This window comes from Dyella sp. 2RAB6, from assembly GCF_052115385.1.
In the GTDB taxonomy this organism is placed as follows: Bacteria; Pseudomonadota; Gammaproteobacteria; order Xanthomonadales; family Rhodanobacteraceae; genus Dyella_D.
Window position 1 is genome coordinate 8,443 of sequence record NZ_JBFRGP010000013.1, and the last position, 17,215, is coordinate 25,657.

7 protein-coding genes are annotated in these 17,215 nt (G+C 69.0%); 6 read left to right on the forward strand and 1 reads right to left on the reverse strand.

What is annotated here, in order from left to right:
• The gene (locus AB4083_RS16845) at nt 1-13,098 is read left to right on the forward strand and encodes a filamentous haemagglutinin family protein (protein WP_441609239.1); all 13,098 of its coding nucleotides are present in this window, start codon (nt 1-3) and stop codon (nt 13,096-13,098) included.
• A 182-nt stretch (nt 13,099-13,280) separates the two neighbouring features.
• Complete coding sequence (locus AB4083_RS16850; protein WP_441609240.1) at nt 13,281-13,604, forward strand: hypothetical protein; 324 nt, start codon at nt 13,281-13,283, stop codon at nt 13,602-13,604.
• On the opposite strand, the gene AB4083_RS16855 is transcribed toward AB4083_RS16850, so the two are convergent.
• Nucleotides 13,605-13,820, reverse strand: a complete 216-nt coding sequence (locus AB4083_RS16855) for a hypothetical protein (protein WP_441609241.1) — start codon at nt 13,818-13,820, stop codon at nt 13,605-13,607.
• A 28-nt stretch (nt 13,821-13,848) separates the two neighbouring features.
• Between AB4083_RS16855 and AB4083_RS16860 the strand changes: the two genes are divergently transcribed.
• The 4 genes from AB4083_RS16860 to AB4083_RS16875 all read left to right on the forward strand — a co-directional run bounded on the left by AB4083_RS16860 (nt 13,849) and on the right by AB4083_RS16875 (nt 17,206).
• A complete protein-coding gene (locus AB4083_RS16860; RefSeq protein WP_441609242.1) occupies nt 13,849-15,123 on the forward strand; it encodes a substrate-binding domain-containing protein in 1,275 nt (424 codons plus the stop codon).
• A gap of 102 nt (nt 15,124-15,225) precedes the next feature.
• Entirely contained in the window at nt 15,226-15,615 is a 390-nt protein-coding gene (locus AB4083_RS16865; RefSeq protein ID WP_441609243.1) for a prepilin-type N-terminal cleavage/methylation domain-containing protein, read from the forward strand.
• On the forward strand, nt 15,615-16,322 hold the full coding sequence (locus tag AB4083_RS16870; RefSeq protein ID WP_441609376.1) for a prepilin-type N-terminal cleavage/methylation domain-containing protein: 708 nt from the start codon (nt 15,615-15,617) through the stop codon (nt 16,320-16,322). The genes AB4083_RS16865 and AB4083_RS16870 overlap by 1 nt, the downstream gene beginning before the upstream one ends.
• A complete protein-coding gene (locus tag AB4083_RS16875; protein WP_441609244.1) occupies nt 16,319-17,206 on the forward strand; it encodes a general secretion pathway protein GspK in 888 nt (295 codons plus the stop codon). The genes AB4083_RS16870 and AB4083_RS16875 overlap by 4 nt, the downstream gene beginning before the upstream one ends.
• The last annotated feature ends 9 nt before the right edge of the window (nt 17,207-17,215 follow it).

Below are 17,215 nucleotides of genomic sequence, written 5' to 3' on the forward strand. Positions count from 1 at the left end.
GTGATCAAGGCGGTCGATTCGGCGAAGGCAAGCGGCATCTCTCCACGCAGCGTCCCCGGACGCCGCCCGCTGGCGCAATGGATCGCCGCAGCGCTGGCGATGGGAGCGGCGATGCAGGCGCATGCAGGCAACCCGCCCGTGCTGAGCCAGGCCTGGCTCGCGGCACAGCGCGGCGGACAGGCCAGTGCGCCCAATGGCAATGCGCCCGCGCCGACGCCGAACAATCTTTCCGTGCAGAACGCGCCGCAGCTGTTGCAGCAGCGCGTGGTGCAGCAGTCCATCGCCAACCTCAACCAGGCTGCGCAGGCGGTTGCCGCGCAACTGAGTGCGCAACAGGCCGCGCAGCAGGCGGCGCAGCAACTGGTATCGCCGGTGCCCGACGGCATCGCCGCGGGCGGCCTGCAGGTGGCGGCGGACATCGTGCGCAACCCGGCGCTGTGGCAGAACGCCAACGCGCCGGTGCAGAGCGCCGCCGGCGGCAAGACCACGGTGGAGGTGAAGCAGACCGCATCCAAAGCCATCCTCAGCTGGGACAGCTTCAACATCGGCCGCAACACCACGCTGTACTTCAACCAGAGCGGCGGCAACCAGTCCAACGGCGGCAACGACTGGATCGTGCTCAACCGCATCCAGGATCCGAGCGGCGCGCCGAGCCAGATCCTGGGCCGGATCAAGGCCGAGGGTTCGGTCTATCTGCTCAACCGCAACGGCATCCTGTTCGGCGCAGGCAGCCAGGTGAATACGCATTCGCTGCTGGCCAGCTCGCTGAGCCTGTTCAGCAGCGACGTGGCGACCAGCAATGCGCGGTTCCTCAAGGGCGGTATCGCGGACCAGGCCTCGACCACCGGCTTGCTGGTCAATGGCGTGTTCACCGACGGCCGCAGCCACGACGTGGTGATCGAGAAGGGCGCCAACATCACCACCGGCAAGCAGGGCTTCACGCTGATTGCCGCGCCGCATGTATCCAACGCGGGCGCCATCATCGCCGACGATGGGCAGGCCTTCCTGGCTGGCGGCACCGCGTTCTATAACCCGGCCGGCGCCGATGGCGTCAACGCCGCGCTCGGCATCGCCGGCATGAACGATGGCTCGGGGCCGAACGCGCCGATCGGCAGCGTGATCAATACCGGCCTGGTGGAAGCGCGCCGCGGCAGCGTGCATATGCTGGCTCACGATGTGACGCAGGCAGGCGTGGCGCTGGCTTCGACCAGCGTGGCCTTTCCGGGCAGCATCGAGCTGAATGCGCGCGACCAGGCCAGCGGCGTCGGCGGCCTGCTGGATTTCGTGCGCGGCGGCGTGCTGCTGCTGGCGCCGGGTTCGGTCACCACGGTGTTGCCGGAGAAGGACGGCAGCACCACCTCGTCCAGCGCCGCGGCGAATGCCGCGTTCAAGGGCAGCACGCTGGCGCTGGACGGCGCCACCGTCAACCTGCAATCGGGCTCGCTGCTGGAGGCGCCGGGCGCCACGGTGGCGATCGCCGCGCACACCTACGCGCAGGACAGCTCGCCGACGGCCGGCCGCATCTATGTGGACAGCGGCGCGGTCATCGATGTCTCGGGCCTGGCCAATGTCGTGCTGCCGATGTCGGCGCTGCTGGTCAATGTGGCGCGCGTGGGCCAGAACGAACTGGCCAACTCGCCGCTGCTGCGCAACGGTTTCCTGTACACGCAGAAGAACGTGCTGGTGGACAGCACGCAGAGCGGCACGCGCGCGGATGGCCTGGACTGGGTGGGCAGTCCCATCCTCAATGTGGCCGGCTACGTGGAGAACGTGCCGCGCACGGTCGACCAGCTGATGACCAAGGGCGGCGGGCTGTCCTTGCATGGCGGCGAAGTGATCGTCCGCTCCGGCTCGCAGCTCAATCTCGACGGCGGTTTTCTGTCCTACCAGGCCGGCTGGATCGAAACGCCGAATCTGCTCGGTGCCAACGGCCGCATCTACGACATCGCCGCGGCCGATCCGGACATGAGCTATGTCGGCTATGCCGGCCAGTACACGCAGGACCACGTGCGCTGGGGCATCAGCCAGACCTACAACAACGGCATGCTGGCCGGCTCGCGCCGCTGGGATCCGGGCTTCGTCGCCGGCGGCGACGCCGGCACGCTCGACGTGCAGGCCGGCCATGCGCTGGTGCTGGATGGCGATATCTCGGCGCAGTCCTTCGCCGGCCGCAACCAGGTCGACCAGGGCAAGCAGCCGGCGGGTGGCACGTTCCGCTTCAGCGTGCCGCCGATCGGCCTGGATACCCGCTACAACTATGCGCCGGGCATCTTGCTGCAGCAGTCCGCACTGACGCTGGACCAGCTCGCGCCGGGCTTCGACGCCGCGACCGTGTGGGACACGGTTACGGCTGCGCAGGCATCCGATACCGCGCACGACAGCGACCTGCGCTGGTGGCTGCCGATCTCCACCGGCATGCTGAGCGGCGCGGGTTTCTCCAATGTCATGCTGTCCACCGGCGACAGCGGTTCGCAGATCCTGCAGCAGGCGGGCGCCTCGCTGGCGCTACGGCCCGGCGGCAGCGTGGCGTATACCGCCAGCCGCGTGACCGTACTCGGCAACATCGGCACGCCTTCCGGTTCGATCAGCATCACCTCGAACGGACCCGGGCTGGATACGCCGGCGATGCACGCCGCCGATGGCAGCACGCTGCGTCCGGACATCACCATCGGCAACGGTGCCACGCTCAGCACCCGCGGCCTGTGGGTGAACGACAGCGGCCTGGCCGCCGATGCACGGGTGGGTCATCGCTATATCGACGGCGGCAAGATCGCGCTGACCGCGAATGCATCGATCGGCCCGAACAACACCGACGCCACCGGTTCCGTGCTGCTCGATGCGGGCAGCACGCTGGACGTCTCCGGCGGCGGCTACGTCGGCGCCGACTCCCGCGTGCAGATGAAGAACGGCGTGCCCGCTGGCCAGGGCGGCGATATCAGCCTGGCGACTTACGGCAACGTCAAGGCCGAGTTCCAGCAGGCGAAGGCGCTGGACAGCGGCACGCTGCGCCTGGACGGCACGCTGCTCGGCTACGGTTTCAGCGGCGGCGGCAAGCTTTCCCTGCAGGCGAACTACGTGCAGGTCGGCGGCGATCGCGCGGCGATGCCGATGGCGAACGGCCTGTACCTGGATGCCGGTTTCTTCGCCGGCCGGGGTTTCGACAACTACGCGCTCACCGCGATCACCGATGGCGTCGTCGCGCCGGGCACCCAGCTGCAAGTGACGCGCGGCAACTTGCTGGCCGACTATCAGGCGCTGCTGAGCGCGCCGACGGGCAGCGACCTGTACGCGAAAGACGCTGCGCATCCGTCAGGCATGTATGCCTCGGTCGGCTCGCTCGGCGCGTATCACCGCTATGTGACGCGCGGCAGCAGCGCCGGCCCCGGCTTCTCGCTCAGCGCGGGCCAGTACCTGGACTGGCTGGTCAATCCCAACGATCCCTCCAAGGGCGCGCCGCAGTACGCGGGCGTGAGCGGTTCGGTGCTGCTCGGGCAGGGCGCACAGATCGCGGTGGATGCGGGCGGGAGTATCGCGCTGGCCGGTACCCAGGCCACCACCGTGCTGGGCACGCTGAGCGCGCACGGCGGCAAGCTCGATGTTTCCACCAATGCGCTGGCGCGCAATGTCGGCTTGCCGAAGGTGACGCCGAGCGTGTGGCTGGGCGCGGGTGCCGTGCTGGACGCTTCCGGCGTGGCCTTGATCGATCCCTGGGCCGCCGCGGTGGCCGGCGCCGACGGCGCGCCGCAGGTGCCGCGCACCGGCGTGGTGCTGGACGGCGGCGCGGTGTCGCTGAAGGGACGCGGCGGTTACGTGGTGGCGGAGCAGGGCAGCCGCATCGACGTCGCCGGCGCGGCGGACAACTTCCAGTTGCCGTCGCAGGATCCGAACGGCCTGGGCCACGCCACGCATTACCTGGGTACGCCGGTGTGGAGCGATGCGGGCAGCATTACGCTCGCCGCTGCCGCGGGCCTCTACTTCGACGGACAGTTGCAGGCGGCGGGCGGTGCGGCGCAAGCCGAAGGCGGCACGCTCAGCCTGGTCGGCCTCGGCCGCAAGGTGACCCAGACCAGCGCGCCGCAGGCCAGCGGCGTGCTGGTGCAGCAGTCCGGCCTGTTGCTGCCGCAAGGCGCGCAGGCCGGTGGCGCGGTGGAATCGACGGCGCCATCGGGCCTGCTGCGCTTCGCGGTGGATCGCCTCGCCGGTTCGGGCATCGACACCCTGGTGATCGGTCCGGATCCCTCGCAGGGCAGCACCACCGACCTGGCCACCGCCGTGCCGCTGGGTTTCGCCGACGACGTGAACCTGTCGCTGGGGCGCGCCTTCATCGTCAACGTCCCCGCCATCCAGGCGCTGCCGGCCGGCGCCAACCGCTTGTCCACTACGGCGACGGGTTATGCCAGCGGCAACGGCCACGTCAGCATCGCGGCGCCCTACGTCAACCTCACCGGTGGCGTGGCGCCGACCGCGGCGCCGCTGGCCATGGCCGGCGACGGTACACTGTCGGTGCAGGCGGGTTTCATCGATATCGGCGGCTGGCTGAATCTGCAGCGCTGGGCCGCCGCGGATTTTAGCTCCGCCGCGGATATCCGCTTCCAGGCACCCGCCTTGCTCGCCTATGCCAACGGCAAGCCGCAACCGGGCCTGCTGTACAGCACCGGCAACCTGAGCTTCAAGGCGGCCCAGTTGTATCCGGCCACCGACTACCGCTTTGCCATCGTGGCCAATGGCGCGGGCCTGAAGGACGCCAGCGGCAACGCGATCGACACCACGCTGAGCATCCTGCCCAACGGCAACGGCAGCACGCCCTTGTCCGCCGGCGGCACGCTGCTGCTCAGCGCCAACCATATCGAGCAGCAGGGCACGCTGCGCGCACCGGCGGGCAGCCTGATCCTCGGTGTGACCGACGCGGCGGCGCAGGCCAGCGCGCTCGGCGCCGATCCCAAGCTGTTCCCGCTCGCCGTCACCCAATCGGTGCACCTGGCGCCGGGCAGCCTGAGCTCGGTCTCGCTCGACGGTGTCACCGTGCCTTATGGGCGCACCATCGACGGGGTGCAGTGGCGCTACGACGCCGATCCCAATAACGACACGCCGGACCTGACCGCGCCGCCGTCCAAGCAGATCGCGCTCAACGGCGCCGACCTCGCCCTGGATGCCGGCGCCGGCATCGATCTTTCCGGCGGCGGTCATCTGCAGGCGGCCGAGTGGGTGAGCGGCACCGGCGGCACGCGCGACGTGCTGGCGCAGTACGGCACCAGCTACAGCGGCACGGCCGGCACGCAGGTGCCGCAGTACGCGGACGGCCGCGCGATCTACGCGATCGTGCCCGGCTATCGCGCACCGGTGGCGGCCTACGACGCGGCGTTCGCCAAGCAGGGCGGCGCCGGTCCCGCGGTGGGCCAGACGGTGTACCTGTCCGGCGCCCCCGGCCTGCCGGCGGGTTACTACACGCTGCTGCCGGCGCGCTACGCGACGCTGCCGGGCGCCTACCGCGTGGTGCAGGACACCGGCGCGATCGACAGCGTGCTCGGCGCCAGCGCGGTGCGGCCGGATGGCACGCTGGCGATCGGCGGCTACTTCGCCGACGCGCTGAGCGGCGCGCGCGATGCGCGCAACACCACGTTCCTGGTGCAGTCGAACCAGGTCTGGCAGCAGTACTCGCAATACACGCTCAGCGACGCCGACAGTTTCTTCGGCAAGCTCGCCAGCAAGGCCGGCCAGGTCGCGCCGGCGCTGGCCGCGGATGCCGGCCGCCTCACACTGGCCGCCACCCGCACGTTGAATCTCGGTGCCGCGCTCACCGCGGCGCCGGCCAAGGGCGGGCGCGGCTCGCAGGTGGATATCGCGGCGCAGGCGATCCAGATCGTCGGCGCCGACAGCACGGCGCGCGACGGTTATCTCACGCTGTCGGCCGACGGCTTGAGCACGCTCGGCGCGGGCAGCCTGCTGCTTGGCGGCACGCGCCAGCGCGGCAGCGATGGCGACCATGTCAGCGCGGTGGCGGACAGCGTGCTGCTTGCCAACGACGCGGCGCATCCGCTGCAAGGCGCGGAAATCCTGCTCGTCGCCAACGGCGGCATGCACAACGGTGCGCAGGGCGTGCTGCTGTCTTCCGGCAGCGTGCTGCGCGCCACCGGGCAGGGCAGCGGCGCGGCCAGCCTGCCGCTGGTGTTCGGCGCCGTCGCGGGCACCGGCGCCAACGGCCAGGCGATCGCCGCGGTCAGCGGCGACGGCGCGCTGCTGCGCGTATCGCAGAACGGTGCGGCGGGCATCGTGCGCAACAACGTCTCGGCCCTTCCCAGCGGTGCGTTGACCATCGCGGCGGATGCGCGCATCGACGGCGGCGCCGCGCTGACGCTGGACGCCACCGGCAATACCAGTGTGGATGCCTCCGCCGGATTGTCGGCGCAGGCGATCGATGCCAACAGCAACCTCATCACCTTCCTCGGCGATGGCGCGAGCGCGCCGGGCGGCGCCCATGGCTTTGTGATCGGCAGCGACACGCTGAACCGGCTGCGCGGCGCGCAGAGCGTGACCTTGCGCAGCCGCGGCGACATGAACTTCCTCGGCAACGTGCGCATCGGCCTGGCGCACGATCTGAATCTCAGCGCTGGCGCGTTCGCCAGCGACGGCGGCACGGTGGACATCCAGGCCGGCGGCAAGCTCGGCCTGTCCAACGACCTGGGCGCCGCCAACGGCACGTTCGCCGCCGGCACCGGCCAGTTCGTGGCGCGTGCCGGCGAAGTGGATTTCGGCGCCGGCAACACCGGCCTGCGCGACTTCGGCGGCTTCTCCGCCACCGCGGCGCAGGGCATGCAGGGGATCGGCACGGGGCGCTTCGATTTCGGCAGCCTCGACGTCAACCTCAGCACGCCGTGGCTGCTGGCCGGCGACGGTGCCAATACGCAACTGGCCACCACTGGCGCCTTGCGCATCGGCGGCACGGCCGGGGCGATCAGCGGCGAGCACCTGGGCGGTGCGCTGAATCTCACCGGCGGCAGCGTGTCGATCGCCACCACCGTGGCCGCGCCCGCGGGCCAGCTCGGCGTACATGCCACCAGCGGCGACCTCGTGCTGGCCGATGGCGCGCTGCTCACGGTGGGCGGCATCAACAAGACGTTCTTCGACACCACCACCTATGCCGCGGGCGGCGCGCTCACGCTGCTGGCCGACCACGGCGGCATCAGCCTCGCGCAGGGTGCCACGCTGGACTTCTCCGGCGCCGCGGGCGGCGGCGATGCGGGCAGCCTGGACGCGGAAGCCGGTGCGGCGCTGTCGCTGGCCGGCAGCTTGCGCGGCCAGGCCGGGAGCGGTTATCGCGGCGGCTATCTGACCCTGGGCAGCGGCACTGCGATCGATCTGGACGCGGCCGTGCAGATGGCGGCCAGCGCGGGTGCGACCGGCCTGTTCCAGTTGACCACCGGTGCCGGCGATCTGCATCTGTCGGCCGGCAACACGCTGCGCGCGCAGAAGGTCTATCTCACCGCCGCCGGCGGCACGGTGGCAATCGATGGCAACGTGGATGCATCCGCAGCGTCGGGCAGCCGCATCGAGCTGTACGGCGAACGCGGCGTGGATGTCGAAGGCAAACTGATCGCCACCAGCAGCATCGCCGCGCAGCGCGGCGGCGACGTGGTGATCGGCACCGGCGGCAAGACCGACGGCACGCTCAACGGCCAGTACGGCTACCAGAACGTGCAGTACGCCGACTCCGGTTATATCCATCTGGGCGCGCAGGCGCGCATCGATGTATCCGGCGGTTCGTCCGACGCGTTCTCCGGCGGCTCGCTGAGCCTGCGCGCGCCGCTGCTCGCCAATGGCGACGTGCGTATCGCGCTGGATGGCGGCGCTGTCAACGTCAAGGGCGCGCGTGTGGTGACGCTGGAGCCGTACGCGCGCTGGAGCAGCAAGGACGCCTCGACCGATCCGTCCAGGCATTTCGACGGGCTGATCGACCCGGCCGGCTGGTATGCGACGAACACCAGCGGCGGCACGCCGGCGATGGTTGCCGGCACCTGGACCGATGCCAGCGGCAAGATCCTGCCGCCGCCGGCGGACGATGCGCAGCTCAAGCAATACCTGCAGAACAACTACTTCATCCCGAAGCAGGTCAACGGCGATCACGCCGGTTTCTACGGCTACGCCGGCGGTGACGCCAGCAAGGGCGCGGGCACGCTGATGCGCTACGTGCAGCAGCCGGGCTACGCGTTCGGCGGCCGCTACGCCGGCATCGCCAACCTGCAGCTGCGCCCGGGCATCGAGCTGGTCAATCCGGCCGACGGCACGCGCGGCGGCGACATCACCGTGCTGACCAACTGGAACCTCGGCGCCGGCGCCACCCAGGCCGACGGCAGCATCGCGCTGGCCTACCGCTACCAGGGCATGGCGCCGATGCTGACGGTGCGCGCCGCGGGCGACCTGGATCTGCAGGCCAGCATCACCGACGGTTTCTACCAGCAGAACAATGGCGCGGCGCTGGCCAATCCGCCGCTGCCGCCGCCGCCGGTGGACGACCACGGCTATGGCAATGCGGTGGCCGCGTACACCGTTTCGCAGCAGTACCTGGACGCGAACGGGCTGTGGAGCGGCACCATCAAGCTGCGCGACGGCTCGGCCGCGCAGGGTTATACGCCGGGCGGCGGCACCATCAGCATCGCCAGCGATCCGTACTACCAGGCGCTGCAGGCGCCGCTGACCAGCCAGACCGCCAGCTACTACAACAACTACCAGGCGTATATCGGCGAAGTCGGCAATGCCACGACGACCAACGCATGGGCCTATACCTACAACCGCATCGGCGGGCCGACGGCCAAGGGTTTCCTGGTCTACAGCCCCAGCGCGCTGACCCCGATCAAGGTGAGCGATTACGCCGCCTACCAGGATTACGCGACCGCTTACCAGGCGTGGCTGAAAGCCAACTTCGCCACCAACCCGGTGGCGAAGCGCACCAGCACGCCGCCGCCGCTGCTGTTGCCGGTGGACAACGACTACACCAGCTACAGCTCGAACTATTCGATCTACATCACCGGCCACAACGCCTACTTCAAGTACGTCTCCGGCAGCGTCGGCAACGTCACGGCGGGCAGCCAGTTGTTCTACGCGCCGTTCGCGCCGAAGTCCGATCCGAGCGATCCGCTGTACGGCAAGGCCCTGGCCGACTACCAGAAGTCGCAGCAGTTCCTCGATGCCAATGGCCTATGGAACGGCTCGATCAAACTGCGCAACGGTTCGGCCGCGCAGGGCTATACGCCGGGCGGCGGCACCGTCAGCATCGCCAGCGATCCGTACTACCAGGCGCTGCAGGCGCCGCTGGCGGGGCAGTCGAGCGACTACTACAGCAACTACGAGGGGTATATCGGCGAGGTGGGCGACGGCACCACCACCAACGCCTGGGCTTACACCTACAACCGCATCGGCGGACCGACGGCCAAGGGCTTCCTGGTCTACAAGCCCAGCACGCTGACGCCGGTCGATCCGGCCAGCTATCCGGTCTATCAGGATTACATCAACGCCTACCAGACCTGGCTGAAGGCCAACTTCGCCACCAACCCGGTGGCCAAGCGCATCGTCACGCCGCCGCCGCTGCTGCTGCCGCTGGACAGCGATTACGGCAAGTACAGCAGCGACTATGCGCTGTACGTCACCGGCCATAACGCCTACTTCAAGTACGTCTCCGGCAGCGTCGGCAACGTCACGGCGGGCAGCCAGCTGTTCTACGCGCCGTTCGTGCCGAAGTCCGATCCGTTCAAGCCCGGCGGCGGCACCACCGTGCCGGTACCGGCCAGCGCGGCGAACAACAGCCCGTCCAACATGCCTGCGCTGGGCAGTCCGGCGTCGCTGGCCTCGGCGACCCTGCTCGGCGGATCGAGCACCTCGTACCGGCTGGTGGCGGGCGCGCAAGTGGATGCCGTCGATCCGCTGGCCACGTTGGCCGGTGCGGGCGACGTCAACCTCGACAACCACTTCGCGGTGGTCGATACGCTCACGCCCACGACGCCGACCGGACAGCAGAGCAAGACCAGCGGCAAGGCCGTGCTGCTGCCCACCGTGGTGCGCACCGGCAGCGGTTCGATCGAGATCGCCAGCGGCGGCGACATCAACTGGCTGGATGCCGCCGCGCCCGCGGCGATCTATACCGCCGGCACGCCGGCCCAGGGCACCGGCACGGCCACCAACGTCAGCGTGATCCGGCCGGACTGGAGCTCGCCGCTGGCGAACACGCCGTACATGCTCAGCACCGGCCAGGTGAATCCGGAACATGCCGGCGACCTGAGCCTGAATGCGCGTGGCGATATCGACGGCATCCAGCGCGTGATCGATACCGACGGTTCGGCCACCAAGGCCGCCGGCACCGATATCTCGCAGTACTGGTGGCCGTGGATGCAGACCGCCAATGCGGCGGACGGCTCGGCCTCGTCGATCAACTTCGCCAATTTCGGCCAGGGCGTGATGAGCGCGGGCGGCAATGTGGCGGTGCATGCCGGCGGCGATATCCGCCAGCTCTCGGTGTCGCTGCCGACCACCTGGAAGGCGAATGCCGACGGCCAGAGCGTGACGACCTACGGCGGCGGCAACCTCGACGTGCATGCCGGCGGCGACATCGTCAGCGGCACTTATTTCGTCGCCAAGGGCCAGGGCAGCATCGCGGCGGGCGGTGCGATCGGCGCCGATTTCAACTTCACCGCAGCGGCTTCCGACAGCCAGTACGGCGGCTTGTCCTCGCCGGTCTCCACGCTGTTTGCGCTGCAGGATGCGCAGCTCGACGTGCGGGCGCGCGCGGGTGTCGACATCGGTGGCGTCTACAACCCCTCGTACGTACTGGCCGACGCCAACCCGCTGGCGCTGGCCGTGCTGCCCGCGGGCCGCGGGGACAGCCAGAGCTACAGCACGAGTTCGTCCTTCAGCGCAGGCTCGGTCGCCGGCAACGTGGTGTTCGACAGCCTGCGGCTGCCGGGCGCGCTGTTCGACTACGGCTATGCCGATACGGTGCGCAATCCGGGCGCGATCCTGCCGTCCAGCCTGAGCCTGAGCGCGCTCAGCGGCAGTCTCGATATCCGCGGCGCGGGCGCGCTGTATCCGTCGGCCCAGGGCAACCTGACCCTGCTCGCCGACCAGAACATCGCGCTCAGCCAGCAGGTGTACACCATGCAGCTGGGCACCGGCGACGGCACATCGGGCTTCGGCCTGATCGAGGCTCCGGCCGCGCTGCTGCCGTCGGCGCTGCTGCCGCAGGGCGCGGGCGATCCGTCGAACTTCGGCGCGCTGTGGAGCATGGGTTATCTGGACCGCTTGAACAGCGTCTACGCCAGCCTGCTGCATCCGCAGACCGCGCTGCACGGCAACGACCAGCAACCGGTGCGCGTGTATGCATTGCACGGCGACATTGCCAATGGCGTGACCGCCGCGTCGGGCTTCCCGTACCGCTCGCTGCAGTTGACGCCGTCCAAGCCGGCGCTGATCCGCGCCGGCCGCGACATCGTCAACCTGTCGCTGCTGGGACAGCAGACGCACGACGCCGATGTCACGCTGGTGTCCGCCGGCCGCGACATCTATGACATGGCCGTGAGCAAGACCTTCCGTCCGGACTTCAGGAATGACCCGGGCGCCTACCAGCTCGCCCCGGCCTTGCTGCTGGGCGGGCCTGGCAGCTTCCTGGTCGAGGCAGGGCGCAACATCGGGCCGCTGACCAATCAGGGCGAGGTGGCCAACAACATCACCATCCAGAGCAGCGGCGAAACCGGTATCGAAGCGATCGGCAACCGCTTCAATCCGTATCTGCCGCATGCCAGCGCCGACGTCGGCGTGCTGTTCGGCATCGCGCCGGGCGTGGCCACCGCCGACTTCATGGCGAAGTACGTGGATACCGCTGCGCAGGGCCTCGACAGCCTGATGCCCGAGCTGGTCGACTTCATGCAGCGCCGCGTCGCCGGGCGCGTGGTGGATACCGGCTATGCGCAGGACAAGCTGGCAGTGACGTTGACGCCGGCCCAGGCGCGCAGCCTGTTCGCGCAGGAACCGGACTACGTACAGCGGCAGTTCGTGTCGCAGGCACTGTTCGGCATCCTGGCCAAGGTGGGCGCCGACTACAACGACAAGCGCAGCCCGTACTTCAGCCAGTACGCGCGCGGCTACAACGCGATCGACACGCTGTTCCCGGCCGGTTTCGGCTACACCGCCAACGGTGCCGGCCAGGGCGGCCTGAACGGCGCGCAGCACAGCATCGACACCGGTGATCTGGATCTGCGCAGCACCACCATCCAGACCCAGCAGGGCGGCGACGTCACCGTGCTGGGCCCCGGTGGCCAGGCCTTGCTGGGCAGCGCCTCGGCGCCGCCGGTGATCACCGACAGCTCGGGCAAGGTGGTGGCCGGTCCCAACACCATGGGCGTGCTGACGCTGGAGCAGGGCGATATCCGCATGTTCACCGACCGCGGCGTGGTGCTGGCGCAGAGCCGCGTGTTCACCGAGCAGGGCGGCGACCTGGTGCTGTGGAGTTCCAACGGCGACATCAACGCGGGCCAGGGCGCCAAGACCACCACCGAGATTCCGCCGCCCAGCTATCTGTGCACCATCGACGCGTGGTGCCGGCTGGACGCGCGCGGCCAGGTCAGCGGCGCGGGCATCGCCACGCTGCAGACCGTACCGGGCGCGCCCAGCGGCAGCGTGTATCTGGTCGCGCCGCGCGGCACGGTGGATGCGGGCGACGCCGGCATCCGCGTGTCGGGCAACCTGATCGTGGCGGCGGCGCGGGTAGTCAACGCCGACAATATCCAGGTGCAGGGCGAGAAAGTCGGCGTGCCGGTGACACAGTCGGTGAATGTGGGTGCGCTCAATGCAGCGAGCGCCGCGGCCAGCGCCGTGAGCAAGGCGGCCGAGGACATGGCCCGGCAACAGCAGGACGATGCGCGCAGCAAGCAGCCTTCGGTGATCTCGGTGCAGGTGCTGGGTTACGGCGACGGCAGCGCCAGTCTCGACAACGGCCGCGGCACGCCGCGCTTGTACGACCCGAGCAGTCCGGTACAGGTGCTGGGCGGCGGCATGCTGAGTTCGCGCGCCAGGCAGCAGCTGACGGCGGAAGAGCGCAAGCGGCTGGCCGAGTAAATCGATAGCGCCACTGATAATCGGGCGTTTCCGTCATGGAAACGCCCCGGTAGGGTTTTGTCCGGAGTTTTATGAAAATCCATTAGACAGGGAGTTAAATAACCGTGCAGCAGCCTGGTCGAGGCAGGGCTTTCGCATTATCCGAGGCGTTGCGCCAATTGCTCGAGGCGCACCAGGAGAAAATGGCCGAGCGGTTGATCGATCAATGCAGCCAGGAGCTGGTCCGGCAGATCAGCGAATCGCCGATCGCCTCGCTCAATGTACGCCTGTCCTATCTGCTCAGGTCGCGCCTGCGGCGTCGCGCGCCGCCGGGCGAGCGCGGCGTGCACAGCGCCGCGCCGCTGCTGGTGAGCGTGTTCAATGTATGGTGCCGCGAGGGCCGCCGGGCCTCCGTGCGCAGCGTGCTGCGCGAACTCGGCGGCGCCGACCTGCGCGCGCTGCGCGAGGAACGCGAGCTCGATCCCGAGGTCGTATCGATGCTGCACGAATTCGATGCGCGCGCCTGATCACGCTTTTTTCGTGAGTGCCGCGGCGGTTCGTTCGGAGCGCGTGACGGCGATGTCTATTAAGTCTTCTGGCGTGTCATTTGGATTATTTGGAAAGATCGAGTCATCGGAAAGAAATTTTCGATTACATCTATTTTTAATCGATGCGTCATTCCAGGTCTGTAAAAAATCGACGGCCTCCACTCCGGAGGTATTTTCAAAGTAGGGGTATGTCATGATCTTCGGGTTCAATGGAAATACCCGCATGAAGAAGCTTGCGGGCGCCGTCGTGCTGGCTTTCGCTGCCGCTTCCTCGGCTCATGCCGCCACCCAGGTGGGCGGTGGCGCCACGCTGCCGGCCGTCGGTTACGTCGGTGACGTGTCGAATCGCCTGAACTACGCGCCGGATGCCAACTCGCTGCTGGGCGCTTACCAGAGCGTGACGGGTACCGCCGCTTCCTACTGCCAGACCGGCAGCGGCGCGGGCAAGAACATCCTCGCCGGCGTCAGCGGCACCAGCGTGCAGAACGCCTGCCCGAACGGCTCCACCGCGCCGACCGGCTTCGCCGCCGGCGACTCGCACATCGGCCGCTCCACCCTGACCCAGCCGAACTTCGTCGGCTCGGATTCGCCGCTGTCGACCACCGACTACAACAACTATGTGGCCAACCGCAGCTCCAGCTTCCCGGTGGAGTTCCCGGCCGTCGCCGGCGGTATCGCCATCGTCTATAACAACTCCGCCGTGTCCGGCACGCTGGCCCTGAGCACCGCGCAGGTCTGCAGCATCTTCAGTGGCGTCGTCACCAAGTGGAGCGACCTGGGTATCTCGGGTTCCTCGCCGGACACCATCACGGTGGTCTACCGTTCCGACGGTAGCGGCACCAGCTTCGGCTTCTCCAACTTCCTGTCGAAGAACTGCCCGGGCAGCACGCCCGCCAAGCATTTCGTCACCGACCAGTCGTACGTCAACGTGGTGCAGAAGTACTTCACGCTGACCTCGACCACGCCGAACTGGAACGGCCAGAGCGGCAACGCCAACGTCGTCAACCAGATCCTCAGCGTGCCGGGCGCCATCGGCTACGCCGAAGCCGCCAACGCGCAGGCTGCGTTCGGTTCGGTGGCCACGGTGGACGGCAAGGACCCGGTGGCCGATCTGGGCAACGCGACCACGCACAAGGTCGCCATCGGCAGCACCGATGTGGTCTACAACAACGCCATCACCGGCGTGGACGCCAACACCGGTCGTCCGACCTTCGCCGCGATCGCCGGCGCCCCGGCCACCAGCTGCATCGCCCTGGTCAAGCCGGACGCGTATGCCACGCCGGCCGCGGGTTATCCGATCGTTGCCGTGTCCTACCTGCTGGGCAACAGCGCCAACAATGGCTCGGACGCCGCTAGCGTGCGCGCGCTGATCGGCGCTCCGTACAACGCTTCGATCATCGCCGCCACCGGCACCATCGGCGCCGGCACGGGCCTGTCGTTCCTGGACGTCAGCGCGACCTCGATCACGCAGACCCAGATCAACGGCTGCATCAACTGATCGACGACGGTTCCACCTGCCGTGGAACGCGCGGGAGAGGCTTGCCTCTCCCGCGTTTTTTCGTGTGTCTGGCTGTCATGCGCGCGGCGTAGGGTGCGCGGCATGAACCGGCAACAGGGCTTCAGCCTGCTCGAAACCATCGCGGCCATTCTGCTGCTGGCGATCGCCGTCGCCGCGCTGATGCGGGTGGCGAGCGCCTCGCTCAACCTGACCGACAAACTCGGGCAGGCCACCCGCGCGGACATGCTTGCGCAAGGCAAGCTCGATGCGCTGGGTATCGCCGAGCCGCTGGCGCCCGGCGAGCACGAAGGCAAGTTCGACCGCGACTACCGCTGGCGCCTGCGCGTGCAGCCGTGGCAGGACGGCGAACTGCCGCCGGACAGCGCCTTGATGCTGTACCGCGTGGAGCTGCACGTACTGTGGGGCGATGCGCGGCGGCCGCGCGAGCTGACCTATGTGACCTTGCGCACCGCACGGCGGGCCACGCCGTGATGCTGCGCGTTGCGCCGCGCGGCTTCAGCCTGCTCGAAGTGCTCAGCGCGCTGGCGCTGCTGAGCCTGCTGCTGCTCGGCGTGTTCTATGGCATCCAGACCGCGACGCGTTCGGTGAATACCGGCTCGACGGCACTGGAGCGCAACGACCAGGCGCGTTCGCTGCAGCAGTTCCTGCGCCGCGACCTGATGCAGGCGCGCGCGCTGCCGTGGAAGCTGGATGCGAAAGGTGACGGCGTGGTGTTCGAGGGTGAACCGCGCAGCATGCATTTCGTCGCGCCGCTGCCGGGCTATCTCGATCGCGCCGGCCCGCAATTGCAGGCGCTGGCGCTGGTGGACGACGGCAAGGGCGCCTTGAAGCTGGAGCTGGGCAGCGCGCCGCTGACCTCCGGCGGCGCCGGCGTGGCGTTCGAGCCGGAGCTGCTCGTGGATGGCGTGCACGGCGGACGTTTCCGCTACTACGGCCGCGATCGCGAAGGCGCCGAAGCGAGCTGGCGCGATCGCTGGGATGTGGCCGGGCGCACGCCCGAGCTGGTGACCATCGAGCTGGAACGCAGCAAGGCCGGTGCTGGCGACAAGGCCACTCGCGACGACACCACTCGCGACGGCGCCACGGCGTGGCTGTGGCTGCAGGCGCCGATCCGGCAGAATCCTTATGCGCTGAATGTCGGCGCGCTGGCCAAGAGCCTGGACGGGCCCAAGCCATGAGGGGCGCGAATCGCCAGCGCACCCGCGGTATCGCACTGCTGGTGGTGCTGTGGGCGTGCACGCTGCTGGCGATCCTGCTCGGCGGCTTCGCCGCGCTGGCGCGTACCGAATCGATCCAGACCCGTTATCTGTCCAGCCGCGTGCAATTGCGCTACCTCGCCGAGGCCGGTGCAATGCGCGCGCTGGCCGAATGCGTGAGCCGCAGCGGTGGACGCTGGGTGGGCGATGGCCGCCGCTATCGGCTGCGGCTGGACGAGCACGACATCGACGTTCGCATCCAGGACGAACTGGGCAAGATCGACATTAACGCCGCCGATCCGCGCCTGCTGCAGCGCCTGTTCGTCGCTGCCGGCACCGACGACGCGGCCGCCGCGCAACTGGCGGCGAATATCCAGGAAACGCGCGATACCGGTGCCAAGCTGTTCCGCGAAGAAGGCAACAAGCGCTATGCGCAAGCCGGTCTGGCGGCGGGGCCGCGCTATCGCGAGTTCGATATGCCCGAGCAGTTGCAGACCGTGCTGGGCATGACGCCGGCGCTGTACCGCAAGCTCGCACCCGCGATCACCGTCTGGTCGCGCCGCGCCGAGCCGATGCCGGCACTCGCGCCGCCGCTGGCGCTGGCCAGCCTGCCTGAGATGGATCTGGCCAAGGCCGAGCGCTACGCGGCGCAGCGTGAACTGTCGTCCACCCTTACGCCGCCGCCGGTATTGCCTAGCGGGCAGGCGGCCGGTGCGTGGCGCGGCGGCCTGGTGCGCACGATCGTGGCTTCGGCCAGCGACGGGCAGGGCACCACGGCGAGCGTGATCGTCACGTTCCGCCTGACGGCCTTGAAGGGTGGCTTGGGCTATAGCGTCTTGCGCTGGCAGGAGGACGGTGCCGGCTGAGCGCGCGCT

Coding starts and splice junctions, on each gene's coding strand:
- AB4083_RS16850 (WP_441609240.1), top strand. CDS start 13,281: ATGGCCGAGCGGTTGATCGATCAATGCAGCCAGGAGCTGGTCCGGCAG.
- AB4083_RS16855 (WP_441609241.1), bottom strand. CDS start 13,820: ATGACATACCCCTACTTTGAAAATACCTCCGGAGTGGAGGCCGTCGAT.
- AB4083_RS16860 (WP_441609242.1), top strand. CDS start 13,849: ATGAAGAAGCTTGCGGGCGCCGTCGTGCTGGCTTTCGCTGCCGCTTCC.
- AB4083_RS16865 (WP_441609243.1), top strand. CDS start 15,226: ATGAACCGGCAACAGGGCTTCAGCCTGCTCGAAACCATCGCGGCCATT.
- AB4083_RS16870 (WP_441609376.1), top strand. CDS start 15,615: ATGCTGCGCGTTGCGCCGCGCGGCTTCAGCCTGCTCGAAGTGCTCAGC.
- AB4083_RS16875 (WP_441609244.1), top strand. CDS start 16,319: ATGAGGGGCGCGAATCGCCAGCGCACCCGCGGTATCGCACTGCTGGTG.